Below are 16097 nucleotides of genomic sequence, written 5' to 3' on the forward strand. Positions count from 1 at the left end.
GGATCGGCACACGGGATCGGCACGCCCCGACGCACGACGGTGACCGCACAGACGGAAATTGTCGGTCGGTACGCCTACTCTTCCGGTGTCCGTCCGATCGCAGGAGGAAACCATGGTGGAAATAACAAGCTATGCCCCGGGAACACCCAGTTGGGTCGACCTCGGCAGCCCGGATCTTGACGCATCCACCGAGTTCTACGGCGCGCTGTTCGGCTGGGAGGCGCACAAGGCACCACAACCGGAAGCCGGCGGTTACACCATGTTCCAGTTCAACGGCAAGTGGGTTGCCGGGGTCGGGCCACTTTTCAACACCGATCAGCCTCCGGCATGGTCGACCTACATCTCGGTTGCGGACGCCGACGCGACCGTGGCCGCCGCGACAGCGGCCGGCGCGACCGTGCTCATGGCTCCGATGGACGTACTGGACGTCGGCAGGATGGCCGTCCTGCTCGACCCGGTGGGAGCGGCGATCTCGGTATGGCAGCCCAGGGCCCACGCCGGAGCGCAGCTTGTCAACGAGCCCGGGGCCTTCTGCTGGAACGAACTCGCCACCCGCTCGATCGAACCGGCCAAGAACTTCTACAGCAACGTCTTCGGATGGGGTGCCGAAACCAATTCGATCAACGACGTCGAATACACCGAGTGGAAGCTGGACGGCAAGTCCATCGGCGGCATGATCAAAATGAACGAGCAGTGGCCCGCCGGGGTCCCGTCCCACTGGATGGTCTACTTCGCGGTGACCGACACGGATGCGGCCGCGGCCAAGGCCGAGGATCTCGGTGGAAAGATCTCGGTACCGCCGACGACAATCCAGGTGGGCCGATTCGCCGTGCTCAACGACCCTCAGGGCGCAGCATTCTCGGTGATCGCAATGAGCGAACCGTCGACCTGACCGAATGTACCTGACTACACGCGCCCAGTTGGACACGTGAAGTCGAGAACGGATCCTGATGGGTGATCCTCCCGGAACATCCCGGGGAGATCACCCACCGGGAGGGTCACCCGACAGAAGGATGATCACCTGCCAGTCGGGCCCGTACCTCCCCTGCGGCACTGTCCACTGCGCCGTCATCGCGGCCATCGGTGCCATCAGTGCTATCAGTGCCATCAGTGCTGGCAGCATCATCGGTGACGCTGTCACCGACGACATCACCGAGGATCCAGGCGGGTACCCCGCGGACGGCGAGAAGGTCGAGGGCGGCCGATGCGTCACGCTCGGCAAGCACCGCGACCATCCCCACTCCGAGGTTGAACGTCCGTTCCATTTCGACTCTGGGGATACCACCACGCCCGGCTATCAGTCCGAACAGTGGCGGTGGGGTCCAGGTGGAGCGGTCCAGGCGAGCAGTCATGCCGGTGGGAATCACTCGGGCCAGGTTGGCCGCGAGCCCACCGCCGGTAACGTGCGCGAAGGCGTGGACGTCCACAGCGGCGGCGAGCGCCAGGCAGTCGCGGGCGTAGATCCGTGTCGGGACAAGCAGCGCCTCGCCAAGAGTCATCCCCAGACCGTCCTCGTGGCGGGCCAGCGCGGCACACCCCGCCGGCGACACACCACCTGGTCCGTCGGGGTCGACCGGGCCGAACAGCGCATGACGTACCAGGGAGTAGCCGTTGGAGTGCAGGCCGGACGAGGCCATCGCAACCACCACATCACCGCCCCGCACCCGTTGCGGGCCCAGGAGCGCATCCGCCTCCACAACACCGACACCGGTCGCGGCAAGATCGTAGTCGTCCGCGCCCATCAGACCGGGATGCTCGGCGGTCTCACCGCCGACAAGTGCGGCACCAGCCTGCTCACAACCGTCCGCGATTCCGGCGACTATCGCAGCGACACGCTCCGGGATGACCGCGCCACAGGCGATGTAGTCAAGCAGGAACAGCGGCTCCGCACCGCAGACCACCAGGTCGTCCACGACCATCGCGACCAGATCGACGCCGACCGTGTCATGCCGGCCGACAGCCCGCGCAAGAGCAATCTTCGTACCGACGCCGTCGGTCGACGAGGCCAGCAGCGGGCGCCGGTAACGGGTGACGTCGAGGGCGAACAGCCCGGCAAAACCCCCGAGCGTTCCGACCACCTCGGGGCGGGTGGCCCGAGCGACATGCCCACGCATGAGCGCGACCGCCCGCTCCCCGGCATCGATGTCGACGCCCGCGTCCAGGTAGGAGGTCGAACCGTTCGGGCCGGTCGACGAAACGCTCATCGTTGCCGCACCGCCGGGATGACGCTGCCGACCGGCACCGACGAGGAGTCCGCTCCCCCCGGGTCGGACCCGACTTCGGCCCGCGTCGACAGGTCCGAACCGTCACAGTCACCAGAAAGATCGGTACGGTCACCGGAAAGGAAATCGTCCGCGGACGGGGCGGCGCCGTTCAGACCCATCGTGATCTCGTCCGCAAAAGTTTCCTCGGGCAGGACACCCGCGGGAACGACAGCCTGAGCACCAGCGGCCGGTTCGCCGTCCTGAGGATCTTCCAGCAGGTACTTGCCGAGATGATCCACGTGCGGCAACGGAACCGGGTAGACACCGTCGAAACAGGCCCGGCAGAGCTTCCCGGCCGGTTGACGGGAAGCCTCGACCAGTCCGTCCAGTGACACGTAAGCCAGGGAATCAGCCCCCAGCGACTCGCGGATCTCCTCAATGGAGGCACTGTTCGCAATCAGTTCGGCGCGGGTGGCGAAGTCGATGCCGTAGAAGCACGGCCAACGCACCGGCGGCGAGGAGATCCGTACGTGCACCTCGGTAGCGCCGGCCTCACGCAGCATCCGCACCAGTGCCCGTTGGGTGTTGCCGCGCACGATCGAATCGTCCACGACCACAAGCCGGCGACCGTCGATGACGTCACGCAGCGGGTTCAACTTCAGGCGGATGCCGCGCTGGCGGATGGTCTGTGACGGCTGGATGAACGTCCGTCCCACGTAGGAGTTCTTCACCAGCCCCTCGCCATAGGGAATGTGGCTGGCCTCGGCGAATCCGACCGCAGCCGGAACGCCGGACTGCGGCACCCCGATCACGAGATCGGCGTCCGCCGGCGCTTCCCGGGCGAGGGTCCGGCCGACCTCGACGCGGGTCGCGTGCACGGAACGGCCGGCGATCGTGGTGTCCGGACGGGCCAGGTAGACGTACTCGAACAGGCATCCATGCGGTGTCGCCGGCGCATACCGACGTGACCTGGGGCCACCCGCGTCGATGATGACCAGTTCACCGGGTTCGACCTCGCGGACGAAACCGGCGCCGACGATGTCGAGAGCAGCGGTCTCGCTCGCCACGACCCAGCCCGAATCCGGTCCGTCCCCGCCGAGCCGGCCCAGGACCAGCGGATGCACGCCATGCGTGTCACGGGCGGCGTAGAGGATCGAGGTGTCACAGAACACCAGCGAGAACGCGCCGTCCAGCCGAGGCAGCACGTCCATGGCCGCTTCTTCCAGCGTCGGGCCGGAATGCGCGGCCAGCATGGCCGTGATCAGATCCGAGTCGGTTGTCGCCCGGATCCGGCCCTGCCCGGTGTCGACGAGGTCGGCGGCCAGCTTGACGGTGTTCGTGAGGTTCCCGTTGTGGCCGAGCGCCACCGCGCCCCCACCCCGCGACGACCGGTAGGACGGCTGGGCGTTTTCCCAGGTCGACGACCCTGTCGTCGAGTAACGGGTATGCCCGACGGCAACGTGACCGGACAGGCTTGCCAACGTCACCTCGTCGAAGACCTGGGCGACAAGCCCCAGCTCCTTGAAGACGAGGACGGTCCGGCCGTCGGCAACCGCGATACCCGCGGCCTCCTGGCCTCGGTGCTGCAACGCATACAGTCCGTAGTAGGTAAGGTTCGCGACATCCTCGTCCGGCGCCCACACGCCGAACACCCCGCAGGCGTCCCTCGGACCCGGATCATCCTCGTACTCGGACGTCCAGTCCTCGGCGCTCGGGCACCGAACGTCCGTACGCCGCGCGATGACACGGGGGACGTCCGCAGTTTCGGGGGTTGCCGCCGGACGGACAGGGGGGGACATCGAACAGTCGCCGACGTCGGGCAACACAGCTCCTTGGGACGTCGTTTGTACTGGTCCGGCGTCCACGCTAGCAGCGCGAGCCCTCCCGACACCCGTCGATCTCCAACTCATCCGGGACGTCACGGCCATGTCCGATTCGGGTAGTGCCTCGAGCACATGCAGCACACGTACAACATCTTCGAACACGAAGGTCGCCAGCGCCGCCGCGAACCACGGACAGATACCCAAAGATCGGATAAAACGTTCCGAAACCGAACGAAGCGGCCTAGAACGACGGCTTAGAACAGCGGTAGGTAGGGACGCAGATCGGCGCGGGCGCCGCTGGCCCGCACTCGACCGTCCGTCACCGCATCCGCCCAGCCCACCCGGCCAACCGTGACCTCGACAAATGTCACCGGGTCGATTTCGACCACGTTCGGCGGGGTACCACGGGTGTGGCGCGGACCCTCGACGACCTGTACCGCGGTGAACGGCGGTATCCGCACCTCGACCGAACGCCCCGGGGCACGTGCGACGAGCAGACCGGTGAACGTCCTGACGGCCAGTCGCAACGCGTCCCGGACGGGCTCGCCCCCCAGGTCGATGCCGTGGACGACGCCCTCCGCCACCTGAGCGCCCAGGAACTCCCCGAGCCGCATCACACCGGCCGGAGTCACTACCTGGCGCCGCGGGTCGGCGCCGTCGAGTCCAGATGCCGCAGCCACAACACAACCACGTAGCCGCGTCCGGGCCGTCTCCGCGGTCATCTCCGCGGTCATCTCGGCCCCCACGCCCGCACCCACACCCACACCGAGGACCCCGGACAGGTAGTCGGCCAACGTGACGGCGACGGCAGGCGGGGACGGGGGAGGGTCCGGGTGAGCGATCGCATCGGACAACGCCGACACGGATCTGACGATCTGGCCGACCAGGTCCGCGACGGTCCGGCCGGGCAGCCTGCTCGGCTGCGCGAACGCCTCGTCGGTGAGCGCGTCCACCCCGTCCGCGACCCGTTCCCACTGGCCGACCACCGCCGACACCAGCTTCGGATCATCATGACGAGCTGTCGACACCACCGGAATTTATCCGCTTCGGACGGCACGGCATCTGCTCTCCCTTCGAACGGCGCTCGAAGAGGAGGATGGGACGATGGACACGCAGCCGTACGGGAACGTGATTGTGGCCGCCGGGACCGGCGACACGCCGGCTGACCCCGAAGGCCTCCAGCGACGCAATGACGATCATGAGCGCGCCACCTTCGACCAGCTGGACGATCCGTTCGGGACGGCCGCAATCCGACGCCGGGTCCTCGACGCATGGGCCGCATCCCCGGCACGTTTCCGCGAGGACGCGAACGCCGAGGAGGACGCGGCCCGCGGCGCCTACCGTGACCGGCTCGTAGTCGAACTGCTCCAGAACGCGGTGGACGCGGCCCGTGTCGCAGCCGTCCCCTGCCGGGTCCTGATGACCCTGACCAGCGGCTACGACCCTGCTGGTAACTGGCGCGAAGGCATTCTGGAGATCGCCAACACCGGGGCACGGCTGTCCGCGGCCGGAGTCGAGTCGCTGTCCACCCTGCGCGCCTCGGCCAAGCGTGACACCGCTGCTCTCGGTCGCTTCGGGGTCGGTTTCGCCGCGGTCCTGGCTGTCAGCGACACCCCGTCGATCGTGTCACGGGGCAACCCGGACATCCCCGATACTTCGGTTGTTTCAGGCATCCCGGGCGGTCGGGACGCTGGTCACGGAGTCCGCTGGTCGCAGCGGGAAACCATCGACGCGATCAGAGCGCTCGACGTGCCGGCCGTCGACGCCGAACTGGCCCGCCGAGACGACGCCGTCCCCGTGCTGCGCCTGCCGTACTCGTTGGTGGACGCGGCGCCGCCACCTGACGGTTACGACACCGTGGTCCGGCTACCGCTGCGCGACGCGGACGCCGCATCCCTGGCCCGCAACCTCCTCGAGGGTCTCGACCCGACTCTGCCACTCGTCATGCCCGGCCTTGCTGAGATCACCGTTGTGGTCGACGACTCGCGGAACACACTGACCTGTGCATGGACGAGCCCCGGGCCCGATATCGAGATCGCCCTCCTGGACGGCAGACGCTGGCTGGGCCGGGTGCGGCGCGGAGTGATCCCACCGGAGCTGCTTGCCGACCGGCCGGTGGAGGAGCGTGCCCGCACCGGGTACGAGGCACGGGCCATGGTCTGCGAGGGTGGCTGGCCGGACGGCGTCCCCACGCTCGTCCGCGCACCGCAGCCGACCGACGAGGCGCTGTCGTTGCCGGTGCTGGTCAGCGTGGGCCTGCCACTCGAGCCATCCCGCCGACACACCGTCGCGGGTCCGTTGCGCGACTGGCTGGTGGACCGGCTCGCCGACGTGGTTGTCGACCTTGCTGTCGACCTCGGCACGGGCGGGCTGCCTGCGTCGGATGTCCCGCCGGCTCGCCGCGGTGACGCCATGCAGGTCACTGACGGCATTGCGGGGACCGAAGCACCGCAGACGGCCGATCCCGCGCGTCCGGAGACGGCCGTTCCCGATCTGTTCGACCTGATCGCTTCAGGACGGAAACCGGCGGGAATGCAGCGTCCACCTGTGCTTTCCCCACTGGCGGCGCTCGAGCTCGTCCCAACCGGGCTACCGTCCGGCGATGTCGACGCGAGGCTCCGGGACGCTTTGCGCAGGCTTCTTCCGGATGCGCCGATGCTGCCCGGAGGGCACCGAGGGTCCGACTGCGTCGTCTGCGACCTCGGCCCGGCCACCGATCCGGTCACCGTGCTGCTCGCGGCTCCGGCCAACAGCGCCGAACCCGGCGGAGGTGTTCCCGACAACGGCGGGACGGTGCTTGCGGACGGTGACGCCCTGCCCGTTGACGATGACCTTGATGGCCGCGCCGACGAGCAGGGTGGAGCCGTAGACGGTCTGCTGCCCACCGCCTACGCCGCCCGGCGCTGGCGTCCGGCGCTGGACACACTCGGAGTCCGGCGCCTCGACACCGCCGGGGTTGTCGAGATCCTCTCCGAGCTGCGCCGGCCACCGGTCTGGTGGGCACAGGTGTACGCGGCGCTCGCGGGCGCTCCCGACCGGGACGCACTCGGTGCGCTGCCCGTCCCGCTGGCCGCGTCCCCCATGGACTCGGACGCTCACACGAACATAGCCACGCCCACGTCCACGTCCACGTCCACGCCCACGTCCACGTCCACGTCCACGGATACGGACGGCCGGGGCGGGAACCTCGGGGTCCGGGTGGTCACCGGCCCACGCGGGGTGCTACTCCCCACCCCCGATCTGGACGTGGTCGCGCTGGTGACCTCCGGCCTGCCATTGCGGGTCGTGCACCCGGACGCGTGTACGGGTGCGGCCCGCGATACTTTGCGCACCCTCGGCGCGGTCGAAGGAACCCCCGCGGGCGTGCTGCGCGACGGGTCGGTTTCCGATGCCATCAGCGACATCGATCCGGACGTCGGCCCCGACGCCGTGCGCATGCTGGCCACGGCCGTCCTCGCGTTGGTGCGGGACGCCGACTTCGGTGGCGCGAACGCTGTCGGTGAGCTGCCGTGGCTCGCCGACCTGCTGCTTCCCGACACCGACGGTGATTTCAGCCCCGCCGGTGAGCTTCTGATCGCCGACGGCCCGCTTGATCAGGTGCTTGCGGCGGACGCACCGTTTCGGGTTCTCGCGGACGACGTCGCGCAGGCATGGCCGACGCGGGTGCTGGAAGCGGTCGGGGTGCTGCGAACCTTTGCCGTGCTGCGCGCCGCCGACGTCCGGCTCGACCCGGACGAACCCGTACTACTCGACCTGGACGACAGCGACACCTGGGTGGAGGAGCTGACCGCACGCCTCTCGGCCGAACCCAGTGGCGCTCCCGTCGGCGCCGGGCCTGGCGTGCCGCCTGTCGTGGAGACCTTCACCGCCGTCCGCGACCTGGAACTCGTCGATCCGCCACGGTGGCCCGAGGCGCTCGCGGAACTGGCCCGACCGCCGTTGCGGAACATCATCCTGCACTCCGGCCAGGTCAGGCAGGCCGGCCGGTCAGCCGGCTCCGACGACGATGTGGACACGTCATACACACGCTGGTGGCTGTCGCGGCACGCGCTGCTACCAGTCGCGGAATCGGCGACGCTCCTACCGCCGCCGGAGCTGGCCCTGCCCGGCGCGGACCCGCTGCTCGACGGGCTGTTCGCGCCGGCGGCCCCGCTGTCCGGGGTGGACGTCGACCTGCTGCGCCGGCTCGGTTGCAGGCTCACGCTCTCCGACGTCCTGGGCGACCCGGACGCGGTGCTCGACCTGCTCGACCGGCTCGGCGACACCGACCGTGAGGTGCCATGGCCGGCTGCGCGTGTCCTCTACATGGCCGCGGTGGATGCCGTCGCCGCGCTCCCTCGCGACCCCGGTGACCCCGGTGACCGGGCGACCAGCATCGACCCGCCGCTGACCGTGCGCACGCCGGACGGGGTGGTGCGGACGGCGGACGCCGTGATCCTGGATGCGCCGGACCTGTCGCCGCTGCTCGGTAAGGGCCGAAGCGCGCTGCGCATGCCGCTGGACCGGGCCGCCGAGGCCTCCCTCGTGCTAGGGGTGCCGTTCGCGTCGTCCCTGGGCGACTGCGATGTCATTCCAGCGGCGGCGGAAGATGGTGATATGCCCGAGGAACGCACCGCGCCGGACGGTACGCCGTACCTGTCCCATGCACGCCTGCTCGTGGCGGATGTCGACGGCGAGCCCACGCCCGTCCCGTGGCGGGTGGTCGGTGGCATCGGCGGGGAGATCCACGTCGACGCGGGCGCCGGGACGAACGCGCTGGCCCGGGCCCTGGCCTGGCACGCCGGCACCTGGGACCGCAGGCACGCCATCGCCGAGGCCCTACGCGACCCTGCCGGTGAAGATCAGCGTCAGGCCGAATCCGACCTCGACGACTCCTGAACCGACAGACAGAAACCGACAGGCGGGAACCGACAGGCGGGAACCGACAGGCGGGAACCGACAGGCGGGAACCGATGGGAGAGGAGCGGTCATCAGTGGGCACGACACCGCCGGCCGCACGCCGGGAGCTAGATCCGCTGCCCTATGACGGCGTCATGTCGGTAACCATCGGCACGATCCTGTGGCTGGTCGCCCTGGTCGTCATGCTGCCCTTCTGGGGTGATCTCCGCGATGACGGCCACCTGTGGTGGATCGCGACCGCGGCCGTCGGCGGGGTGCTGGGTCTGATCGGTATCTGGACGACCGCCCGCCGCCGCAACCGGCTGCGGCGGCGGGCGTCCCCCTTACGACAACCGGAGGTTCCGGGTCGGGCAGGGTCATGACCTCGGACAGTTCGACACGTCGGCGGGTCGGCTGAACAAACCGAACCGGTCCACTGAGGTGCGGGCGGTGAAGGTTCCGTTACGGAGATCCAGCTTGCGGATGACGACCGGCCTGTTCTTCGCGTCACCGTACCGGTCGAAATCGAGGTAACCGCTGGCCCCGGGGACGGCGCCGGGTCCGCAAACGCTTCCCAGGGCATCCTTGAGTTCCGCTCTCAGCGTCTGGGCTCCCTGGTCGGCGGACAGGCCTACCGATAACGGGTTGATGAGGGCGTCGTTGAATTTGTAGATGAGAAGCAGTGAGGCGTCGAACGCCAGCATGACATGGCCGGAGATCAGTGAATGCCGAATTCGGTCAAGCTGTTGTTTCCACATATCCGGGATCGGCGTCTTCGCATACTCCGCTGGATATACCGCCGGAATCTCGTCGGGTCGGAAGGGGCCGAAATCGGCGAAGTAGAACGGATGATCACCGGTGCCGCTCGAGTCGATCTCCTCGGTTTCGGTCTCAAGCTCCACCGCATCGTCCCCGGCGATGATCGGCATTGCGGGATTCCCCCTTCCGCAACTCGATCCGTCGAGTGCTCGAAGCAGAATGTTGACACTGGTGGTTCGACCCGTGTAGAAAAGAAGGTTTGGGAGTTCTCGCGGATCTTTGCACTGGTCGTCCAGGGCCTGCACCAGGAGTTCCCTTTCGGTGGTGCCGCTGGAGTCCGTCGGTCTCGTAGTAGCGTCTCCGGACCCGGGAAAAGGGACGATGACCGGTGGCTTCACAACATCCGGCAGACCCTGCAGCGATTCCTTTATATCCTGGGCCAGGTTGTCACTATATTTGTCCTGCCGATCTTTCGCGGGTGCGGATTTCACGATCAACGGACGCAGCGGTACATCGCCGGAAACCTCCGGGATTCTTTTGTTTTTCAGGGCGTCGACAATCGCCTGCGCCTCCGCCCGGTTCGTCGGTCCGATCCGGAAATACCAGGGGTAGGTGCGCCCCCCCGACCCGTCCGGCGCGGTCAAGGCGTCGTCGGAGGCGGTCGAGGAGACGATCGGGATCCGGGTATTCTGGTTCAGGAAGTCCACCGCGCGCTCCGCCGGAGCCACGCTCTGGAAGAAACCGAGCACCCCCACCAGTCGATGATCCTGCTGAGCCGCGAGATCGACGTGCCGGGCGACCGTGTATGCCTCGTTCGACTGCCAACCGACGTTCGCGACCAACAGCCGGATACCCGTCCGTACTTTGACCTCTGTCTTACCGTTCGTCGCCGCGGCGTTCCACGCCTCCTGCGCGAGCGTCGCGCCGCGCAGTTCGTTCACCCCGCCCTGTCCCAGGGTCTGCGGCGCAATATCCAGACCGGTGGAACCGATACCGGTCAGCGGCGTGGCGACAATGACCGTGAACACGGGAAGCCCCGACGCGACGACCGCCGCATTCTGTGTGGCGATGTCATCGAAGAGGCTGTTCAGGCCTGCGTCGGCGGTGCCGAACCGGTACCCGCCATCGCTGAATCCGATGCACTGGGTCCCGACCTGCCCGACCCAGGTCTCGGCCGGCAGCAACTTCGTGACCGGCTTTACCCGCACGCATCCCGGCGCGGAGACCGGACTCCTGACCAGCCATCCCAGAGCGATACAACCAACAATCGAGATCGCTATTATGATCGTGGCCCACGATCGATGATCATCGACAAAGGACGCCAGAAGGCTCCGGCCGTTCCCACCACCGCCCGGCGCGTCCGTCCCCGCCGGCAGGCTGTCCACGTCCGCTGCCATTCCTCTGCGCTCCCTACTCCGCCGCCCGCGTTCCCGGCCAGGGCACCCGCACCCCTACGGCCCGCGCATCCTCGGGGATTATCACGTGTCGCCCAGGCGGCCGATGCGCCGGTGACGTTTTCCCGACCACCGGGCAGGCGAAAACGGCGGAATACTCCCACTCGTTCGCAACCCCGAGTCGGCAGTATCACTACAGACCAACTGGTGACTGCGGACCGACAAACGTCACGGCCGCTCAGGTCGCGGGCTTTCCCCCGGAAACGAGGTACTCACGCCCACGTACTGCCCGAGCATTGCCGGAGAGAGGCCCGCCTTGTGCAGCACCCCGACGCCGATGACACCGGCAAGGGTACTCAGCACGGGAGCCGCCGGGCCGATCGTCGTGGAGAACGCCGTCAGGACAACCACTCCCGCCACGGCCACCATCGCCATCGCGATGATCGCCAACCATCGTAGCCGCGATCGCGCCGTCACCAATGCGATCTCGGCCTCCGGTAATTCGTACCATCGTCCGTCGACAAGCAGCTCCAAGGCCAGGTTCAACTGGGCTGCCAGGTCCGTGAAGGTGGAATCCAACGGTCTGACCGTCCAGCGCTGAAGTTCCCGCAGGCCGTCGGCCTTCGCCCGGCTCAACCGGAAAACCTCCGCGCGTATGACCGGGGCAAGTCTGCGTGATGCGAGAGGGATGCGCTCCACGACCACTGCCGCACGCTCCAGGTCCACCGCGATCTCCCAGCGGAAGTCCGTGTCGTTCCGGAACCGTTCGACTGGTAGGCGTCCCCGCTCGGCGTCGTTGGCGGGCCGTGGGTCCGGCATCTTCAGCTTCTCGAGGATCTCGAAGATCTGGATCGCCACGCGGGATTCGTACATGCCACGCGCCGGCCAGCGCCCGGTCATCGAAAGCAGCAGATAGGCAACGACGATCCCAGCCTGGACGACCGCGAGCATCCGGGGGCGCGCCGCGAACGGCAATGCCGGGTCCGCACTCAACAACGCCACGCCCACGAGCAAGGCGACGCTGACCAGCCCGAGAACAATATCGCGTTGGCTACCCGGACGGAACCGGCGGCTGTCGAGATCAACCATGTCTCTGGCAAGTTCGGATGCCTTGTCGGCATCCAGCGTCGTATACCTTTCGATCCGCGCCTGGTACCGCCCCGCCCCGTCCAACGGCATCCGCCGCCCCTTCCAACGACCCCTGGGCACTGCCGGGTGTGTCGACCTTGCCACAGAATGCCGTCGGAACGTCCGGGAGAATGCCTGGGGAACGGCCGAGCCGGGCCGGTGGGTTGGGCGCGCGCGTCGGCACCTCGCCACACCGTTGGTCGCCGACCGGCTTCGAACCGGCGTCACGTCGCACCGTCGCGCCCTGCGACACCCACACCGCGGTCAAGGACCCGGTGCTGGCCTGGGCGGACGACCGCTGGCATCTGTGGGCGTCCTGCCACTTCCTGGACGACCGGTTCCACCCGGTTGGCGACGCCCCCGCCGCGATGTCCCCCTTCCCGCCGGGTGGCCTGCGCTACCTGAGCGTCGTCGAACTCGCCGACAGTGGATGGCGGCTGTTCTACGAGGCGACCCGTCCCGACGGCGCGCACGAGCTGCGCACCGAACTCCACCATCCGACAGACTGACCAGGACGGCCTGCGCACAAAACGGGGAAAGCAAGGCGAAAAAGGCGTCAGTCGAGCAGGTCGGGCTGCTCCTCGACGATGATCTGATAGAGCGCCTCGAAGGACCAGCGGGCGCCCAGCTCGCTGGAGACCTGGCCGGCGGTGAGACGGGCCGTCTCGTCGTCGAGAACCCGTAGCTTCCCGGCGGCGGAGGCGATGAGCTGGGCCTTGGCCGCGCGTTCCGCGGCGATGAACCAGTAGGCGGCCGACTCCACCGAAGTACCGACCGACAGCAACCCGTGGTTGGCGAGGATCGCGAGCTTGCGCTCACCGAGTGCTTCGGCGATGCGGCGCCCCTCGTCCGTGCCGAGTACCACGCCGTTGTAGTCCTCGAAGATCACGTGATCCTCGAAGAAGGCGCACGCGTCCTGGCTGATCGGGTACAGCGGCTCGCCGATCGCCGACAGCGCCTTGCCGTACAGGGCGTGCGTGTGCGCGGCGGCGACGACGTCCGGACGGGCCGCGTGAATCTGGGAGTGGATGGCGAACGCGGCCGTGTTCAGCGGCCCGGTCCCCTCGACGATCTCTCCGGCATCGTTGACGAGCAGCAGGTTGGATACGGTGATCCGCCGGAAGTCGATGCCGAAGCGGTTCACCCAGAAGTGTCCGGGCAGCTCCGGGTCACGCGCGGTGATGTGACCGGGAAGCCCCTCACCCAGACCCAGCTGGCCGAAGATGCGGTACGCGCCGGCCAGGTGCTGCTTGCGGTACAGCCGCTCCTCGGCAGTCGTCCGCAACGGTTCGGGCCGCGGCCAGGCCCCGCCCACCGACGGCGCGACGATGTTCTTCGACGAGTCCCACGAATCCGGCTGTGGGCCGCCCTCCCCGGCGGTGACGCTCTTCTCCGTACTGATGTTGCCGGTACTGATGTTGGCGGTACTGATACTCATCGTTCGGTCCTTTCCCCCTGAGGAGGCGATAACCAGCGGACCAGCAGGAACTAACGGACCAGCAGGGCTCGGCCGGCCGCTGCATGGACGGCGTCGTCCTGCGGGGTGTGCACACGCGCGCACAGCACATTCCGATAATGGCGCTCCAACGGGTTCGTGCGGGTCAGTCCGGGGTTCCCGATCAGCGCGACCGCCGCACCAACCGCGTTGATCGCGGCGTTCGTGACCGTCGACTTCACCGCGTTGCCACGGGCGGCCGCGGCCACATCTCCGGTATCGACGTCACGGGCAGTTGTCTCGACCAGCATCCGAGCTGTCGTCAGCGTCACGTCGATCTCCCCTACCGCGGTCTGGAAACGCGGCAGGCTCGCCAACGGCTTGCCGAGGTTGGACGGCACCCGCTCGTGCAGAAAACCGATCAGCCAGTCGCGGGCGGCCTCGGCGACCCCCAGATAGATCGCTGAGATGGCGAGACCACCCCACGCGGCGATCATCGATCCCGCCGCGGCCAGATCCTGCAGCCCTGACACGGGAGTGAGCCCGACCGCCGCGTCGGCGTCCAGGTAGACCCGGTCGAAGACCACGTCATGGCTTTCGGTCGCCCGCATCCCGAGGTGGTCCCAGGTGCGGACGATCTCGATACCCGGGGCGTCCGCCGGCACCAGGAAGGTGCCGACCCGCGGCTCGGCGGACACCGGCCCGTCCGGGGCGGCGGGGTTCCCGCTCCTGTCGGCACCCGGGTCCGACGCCGGGTCGGTCGCCCCCCACACCAGCATCCAGCGCAGCACCGGCGCACCGGTCGAGTAGATCTTGTGACCGGTGAGTTCCCAGCCGTCCCCCGTCCAGCGGGCCGTCGTCGCCGGCAGCCCGCCACGTGCGGGGGTACCGAGATCCGGCTCCACCCGCAGGTGGTTCACCATCGCACCCTCGTCGACGGTGGAACGCGCGATCCGCGCGTATGCCGGCTCGGGCCATCCCGCGCCGCGGCTCGGACGCGCGTGGGCCAGATAGGTCATCGCGAGAACGAGCGCGGTCGCCGGGTCGCCCCGGGCGATCGCGGCGAGCACGTCGACCACGGTCGAAAGATCCGCGTCCCCGCCGCCGTAGGCGACCGGAACGGTGAGCCCGACCAGCCCCGCCTCATGCAGCCGCACAAGGTTCGCGGCCGGAAAGGTCCCTGTCCGGTCGTGTTCGGCCGCGGTCGTGGCGAACTCCGCGGCCAGATCGGCCAGCAGCTCCTGGCGGGGCGGCCCAACAGATGCCGGCGCGCTCGACATGGGTGACCCTCCGGTGGAAGAACATGGTTCGCCGGGCGGGCATCACAGCAGTTACCGTTACACCCGTCCGGCAGACCAGGAATCCTGCAATTTGATTTGAACAACCATATTCAGAAACTGTAAACGATGGAGCGTCAGGTACCGAATTTCTCGATCTCGGTGTTGAACGCCGTACTGAAGTAGTCGGCCACATTCACCTTGGACTTCAGTAGTTCCGCCTTGACGAAAACGTCCGCGACATCCTGTGCGGAACTGATAGCCGCCGGCGAGGTGGGGATCAGCTTCGTGGGACGCTGCGCCTCACCGGTGTTGAAGGTGTCCAGCGCCTGCGCCACGGGCTGTTTCGTCTGGTCGGCAATGATTTTCGCCCAGTCGTCGGGATGCGCCCGCGCCCATGCGTATGCCTTCTGCTGACGCGAGAGGAAGTCGGCGATGGCCGCGTGCGTCGCCGGGTCCGCGATCGCCTTCGGGGTGGCCTCGTAGGCGAAGTTACCCGACAGGATCTTCTCACCGCTGCCCAGCGTTGTCGCGCCGCGCTGCTTGGTGGTGATGACGGCATTGCCATAAGTAGCGAGAGCGTCGACGCTGCCCGACAACAGTGCCGTCACACCGTCGGGGACGGTGAGTTTCACCGGCTGGATGTCGTTCCAGCCGAGGCCCGCCTGCTCCAGCAGCTTGTAGAGGAAGTAATGGGCCGTCGTGCTGGCGACGTACCCGACCTTCTTCCCCTTCAGGTCTGCGATGCTCTTGAGAGGGGAACCCTTGGGAATGACGACTTCCTGAAGCAGCGTCGTCGCCTGCTCCACCGCGATGACCTTGAAATTGCCGCCGCCCGCCGACTGGCTGGCGAAGATGGGCGGGATCTCGCTCGATTGCGCCACATCCAGGTTTCCGGCAGCCATCGCCTGAAGCTGGAGACTGCCACTGTCAAACGTCACATATTGGACTTTGTACGGCGTGTTCGCCAGGCCGGCGGATTCCAGGTAGAGCCGCTGCCGCTGATATCCGGTCTCCCCTATCCGTAGCGTGACACCACTGAGGTCCGGCGTTCCCGTTGCATTCGCGGCGGCGGTGGCGGGCTTACCCGAACTCCCTCCGCAGGCAGCCAGGACGGCTGTCATGGCGAACACCGCGGCCAGTGTGCAGGCCGCACGGAACCGGGAACCGAGCCGCCCGGACGGCATTCGTCCGGTATT

Annotated in this window: 12 protein-coding genes; 4 read left to right on the forward strand and 8 right to left on the reverse strand. The window is 67.9% G+C overall.

What is annotated here, in order from left to right; all coding sequences use genetic code 11:
* Nucleotides 1-112: 112 nt before the first annotated feature.
* The gene (locus NBW77_RS03045; protein WP_131744705.1) at nt 113-892 is read left to right on the forward strand and encodes a VOC family protein; all 780 of its coding nucleotides are present in this window, start codon (nt 113-115) and stop codon (nt 890-892) included.
* A 106-nt stretch (nt 893-998) separates the two neighbouring features.
* Here the strand turns inward: NBW77_RS03045 and purM are convergent, their stop codons facing one another.
* The 3 genes from purM to NBW77_RS03060 form a co-directional block, all read right to left on the reverse strand.
* Nucleotides 999-2204 carry a phosphoribosylformylglycinamidine cyclo-ligase gene (gene purM / locus NBW77_RS03050; RefSeq protein WP_131744704.1) on the reverse strand — a complete coding sequence of 402 codons (1206 nt, stop codon included), beginning with the start codon at nt 2202-2204 and terminating at the stop codon, nt 999-1001.
* Complete coding sequence (purF, locus tag NBW77_RS03055; protein WP_131744703.1) at nt 2201-4003, reverse strand: amidophosphoribosyltransferase; 1803 nt, start codon at nt 4001-4003, stop codon at nt 2201-2203. Before purF ends, purM begins: the two co-directional genes overlap by 4 nt.
* Nucleotides 4004-4281: 278 nt before the next feature.
* Nucleotides 4282-5058, reverse strand: coding sequence for a sterol carrier family protein (locus NBW77_RS03060; protein WP_242605473.1), 777 nt, complete (start codon nt 5056-5058; stop codon nt 4282-4284).
* A gap of 73 nt (nt 5059-5131) precedes the next feature.
* Here NBW77_RS03060 and NBW77_RS03065 point away from each other — a divergent pair, with 73 nt between their 5' ends.
* Complete coding sequence (locus NBW77_RS03065) at nt 5132-8905, forward strand: sacsin N-terminal ATP-binding-like domain-containing protein (RefSeq protein ID WP_131744701.1); 3774 nt, start codon at nt 5132-5134, stop codon at nt 8903-8905.
* A 95-nt stretch (nt 8906-9000) separates the two neighbouring features.
* Entirely contained in the window at nt 9001-9288 is a 288-nt protein-coding gene (locus NBW77_RS03070) for a DUF2530 domain-containing protein (RefSeq protein ID WP_349816948.1), read from the forward strand.
* Here NBW77_RS03070 and NBW77_RS03075 read toward each other — a convergent pair.
* Together NBW77_RS03075 and NBW77_RS03080 are read right to left on the reverse strand one after the other, a co-directional pair.
* The gene (locus NBW77_RS03075; RefSeq protein ID WP_131744699.1) at nt 9283-11061 is read right to left on the reverse strand and encodes an ABC transporter substrate-binding protein; all 1779 of its coding nucleotides are present in this window, start codon (nt 11059-11061) and stop codon (nt 9283-9285) included. The genes NBW77_RS03070 and NBW77_RS03075 overlap by 6 nt on opposite strands.
* 225 nt (nt 11062-11286) lie before the next feature.
* Entirely contained in the window at nt 11287-12237 is a 951-nt protein-coding gene (locus NBW77_RS03080) for a hypothetical protein (RefSeq protein ID WP_131744698.1), read from the reverse strand.
* An 80-nt stretch (nt 12238-12317) separates the two neighbouring features.
* Here NBW77_RS03080 and NBW77_RS03085 point away from each other — a divergent pair, with 80 nt between their 5' ends.
* Nucleotides 12318-12695, forward strand: coding sequence for a hypothetical protein (locus NBW77_RS03085; protein WP_131744697.1), 378 nt, complete (start codon nt 12318-12320; stop codon nt 12693-12695).
* A gap of 47 nt (nt 12696-12742) precedes the next feature.
* On the opposite strand, the gene NBW77_RS03090 is transcribed toward NBW77_RS03085, so the two are convergent.
* The 3 genes from NBW77_RS03090 to NBW77_RS03100 all read right to left on the reverse strand — a co-directional run bounded on the left by NBW77_RS03090 (nt 12743) and on the right by NBW77_RS03100 (nt 16022).
* On the reverse strand, nt 12743-13624 hold the full coding sequence (locus NBW77_RS03090; protein WP_131744696.1) for a class II aldolase/adducin family protein: 882 nt from the start codon (nt 13622-13624) through the stop codon (nt 12743-12745).
* 50 nt (nt 13625-13674) lie between these two features.
* Complete coding sequence (locus NBW77_RS03095; RefSeq protein ID WP_131744695.1) at nt 13675-14901, reverse strand: acyl-CoA dehydrogenase family protein; 1227 nt, start codon at nt 14899-14901, stop codon at nt 13675-13677.
* Nucleotides 14902-15035: 134 nt separating this feature from the next.
* Nucleotides 15036-16022, reverse strand: coding sequence for an ABC transporter substrate-binding protein (locus tag NBW77_RS03100; RefSeq protein WP_207386739.1), 987 nt, complete (start codon nt 16020-16022; stop codon nt 15036-15038).
* Nucleotides 16023-16097 lie beyond the last annotated feature (75 nt).

The sequence above is a fragment of the Frankia sp. Cppng1_Ct_nod genome, from assembly GCF_920656135.1.
GTDB classification, from domain to species: Bacteria; Actinomycetota; Actinomycetes; order Frankiales; family Frankiaceae; genus Protofrankia; species Protofrankia meridionalis.

Coding starts and splice junctions, on each gene's coding strand:
- NBW77_RS03100 (WP_207386739.1), bottom strand. CDS start 16,022: ATGACAGCCGTCCTGGCTGCCTGCGGAGGGAGTTCGGGTAAGCCCGCC.
- NBW77_RS03065 (WP_131744701.1), top strand. CDS start 5,132: ATGGACACGCAGCCGTACGGGAACGTGATTGTGGCCGCCGGGACCGGC.
- purM (WP_131744704.1), bottom strand. CDS start 2,204: ATGAGCGTTTCGTCGACCGGCCCGAACGGTTCGACCTCCTACCTGGAC.
- NBW77_RS03090 (WP_131744696.1), bottom strand. CDS start 13,624: ATGAGTATCAGTACCGCCAACATCAGTACCGGCAACATCAGTACGGAG.
- NBW77_RS03045 (WP_131744705.1), top strand. CDS start 113: ATGGTGGAAATAACAAGCTATGCCCCGGGAACACCCAGTTGGGTCGAC.
- NBW77_RS03075 (WP_131744699.1), bottom strand. CDS start 11,061: ATGGCAGCGGACGTGGACAGCCTGCCGGCGGGGACGGACGCGCCGGGC.
- NBW77_RS03085 (WP_131744697.1), top strand. CDS start 12,318: ATGCCTGGGGAACGGCCGAGCCGGGCCGGTGGGTTGGGCGCGCGCGTC.
- NBW77_RS03095 (WP_131744695.1), bottom strand. CDS start 14,901: ATGTCGAGCGCGCCGGCATCTGTTGGGCCGCCCCGCCAGGAGCTGCTG.
- purF (WP_131744703.1), bottom strand. CDS start 4,003: ATGTCCCCCCCTGTCCGTCCGGCGGCAACCCCCGAAACTGCGGACGTC.
- NBW77_RS03080 (WP_131744698.1), bottom strand. CDS start 12,237: ATGCCGTTGGACGGGGCGGGGCGGTACCAGGCGCGGATCGAAAGGTAT.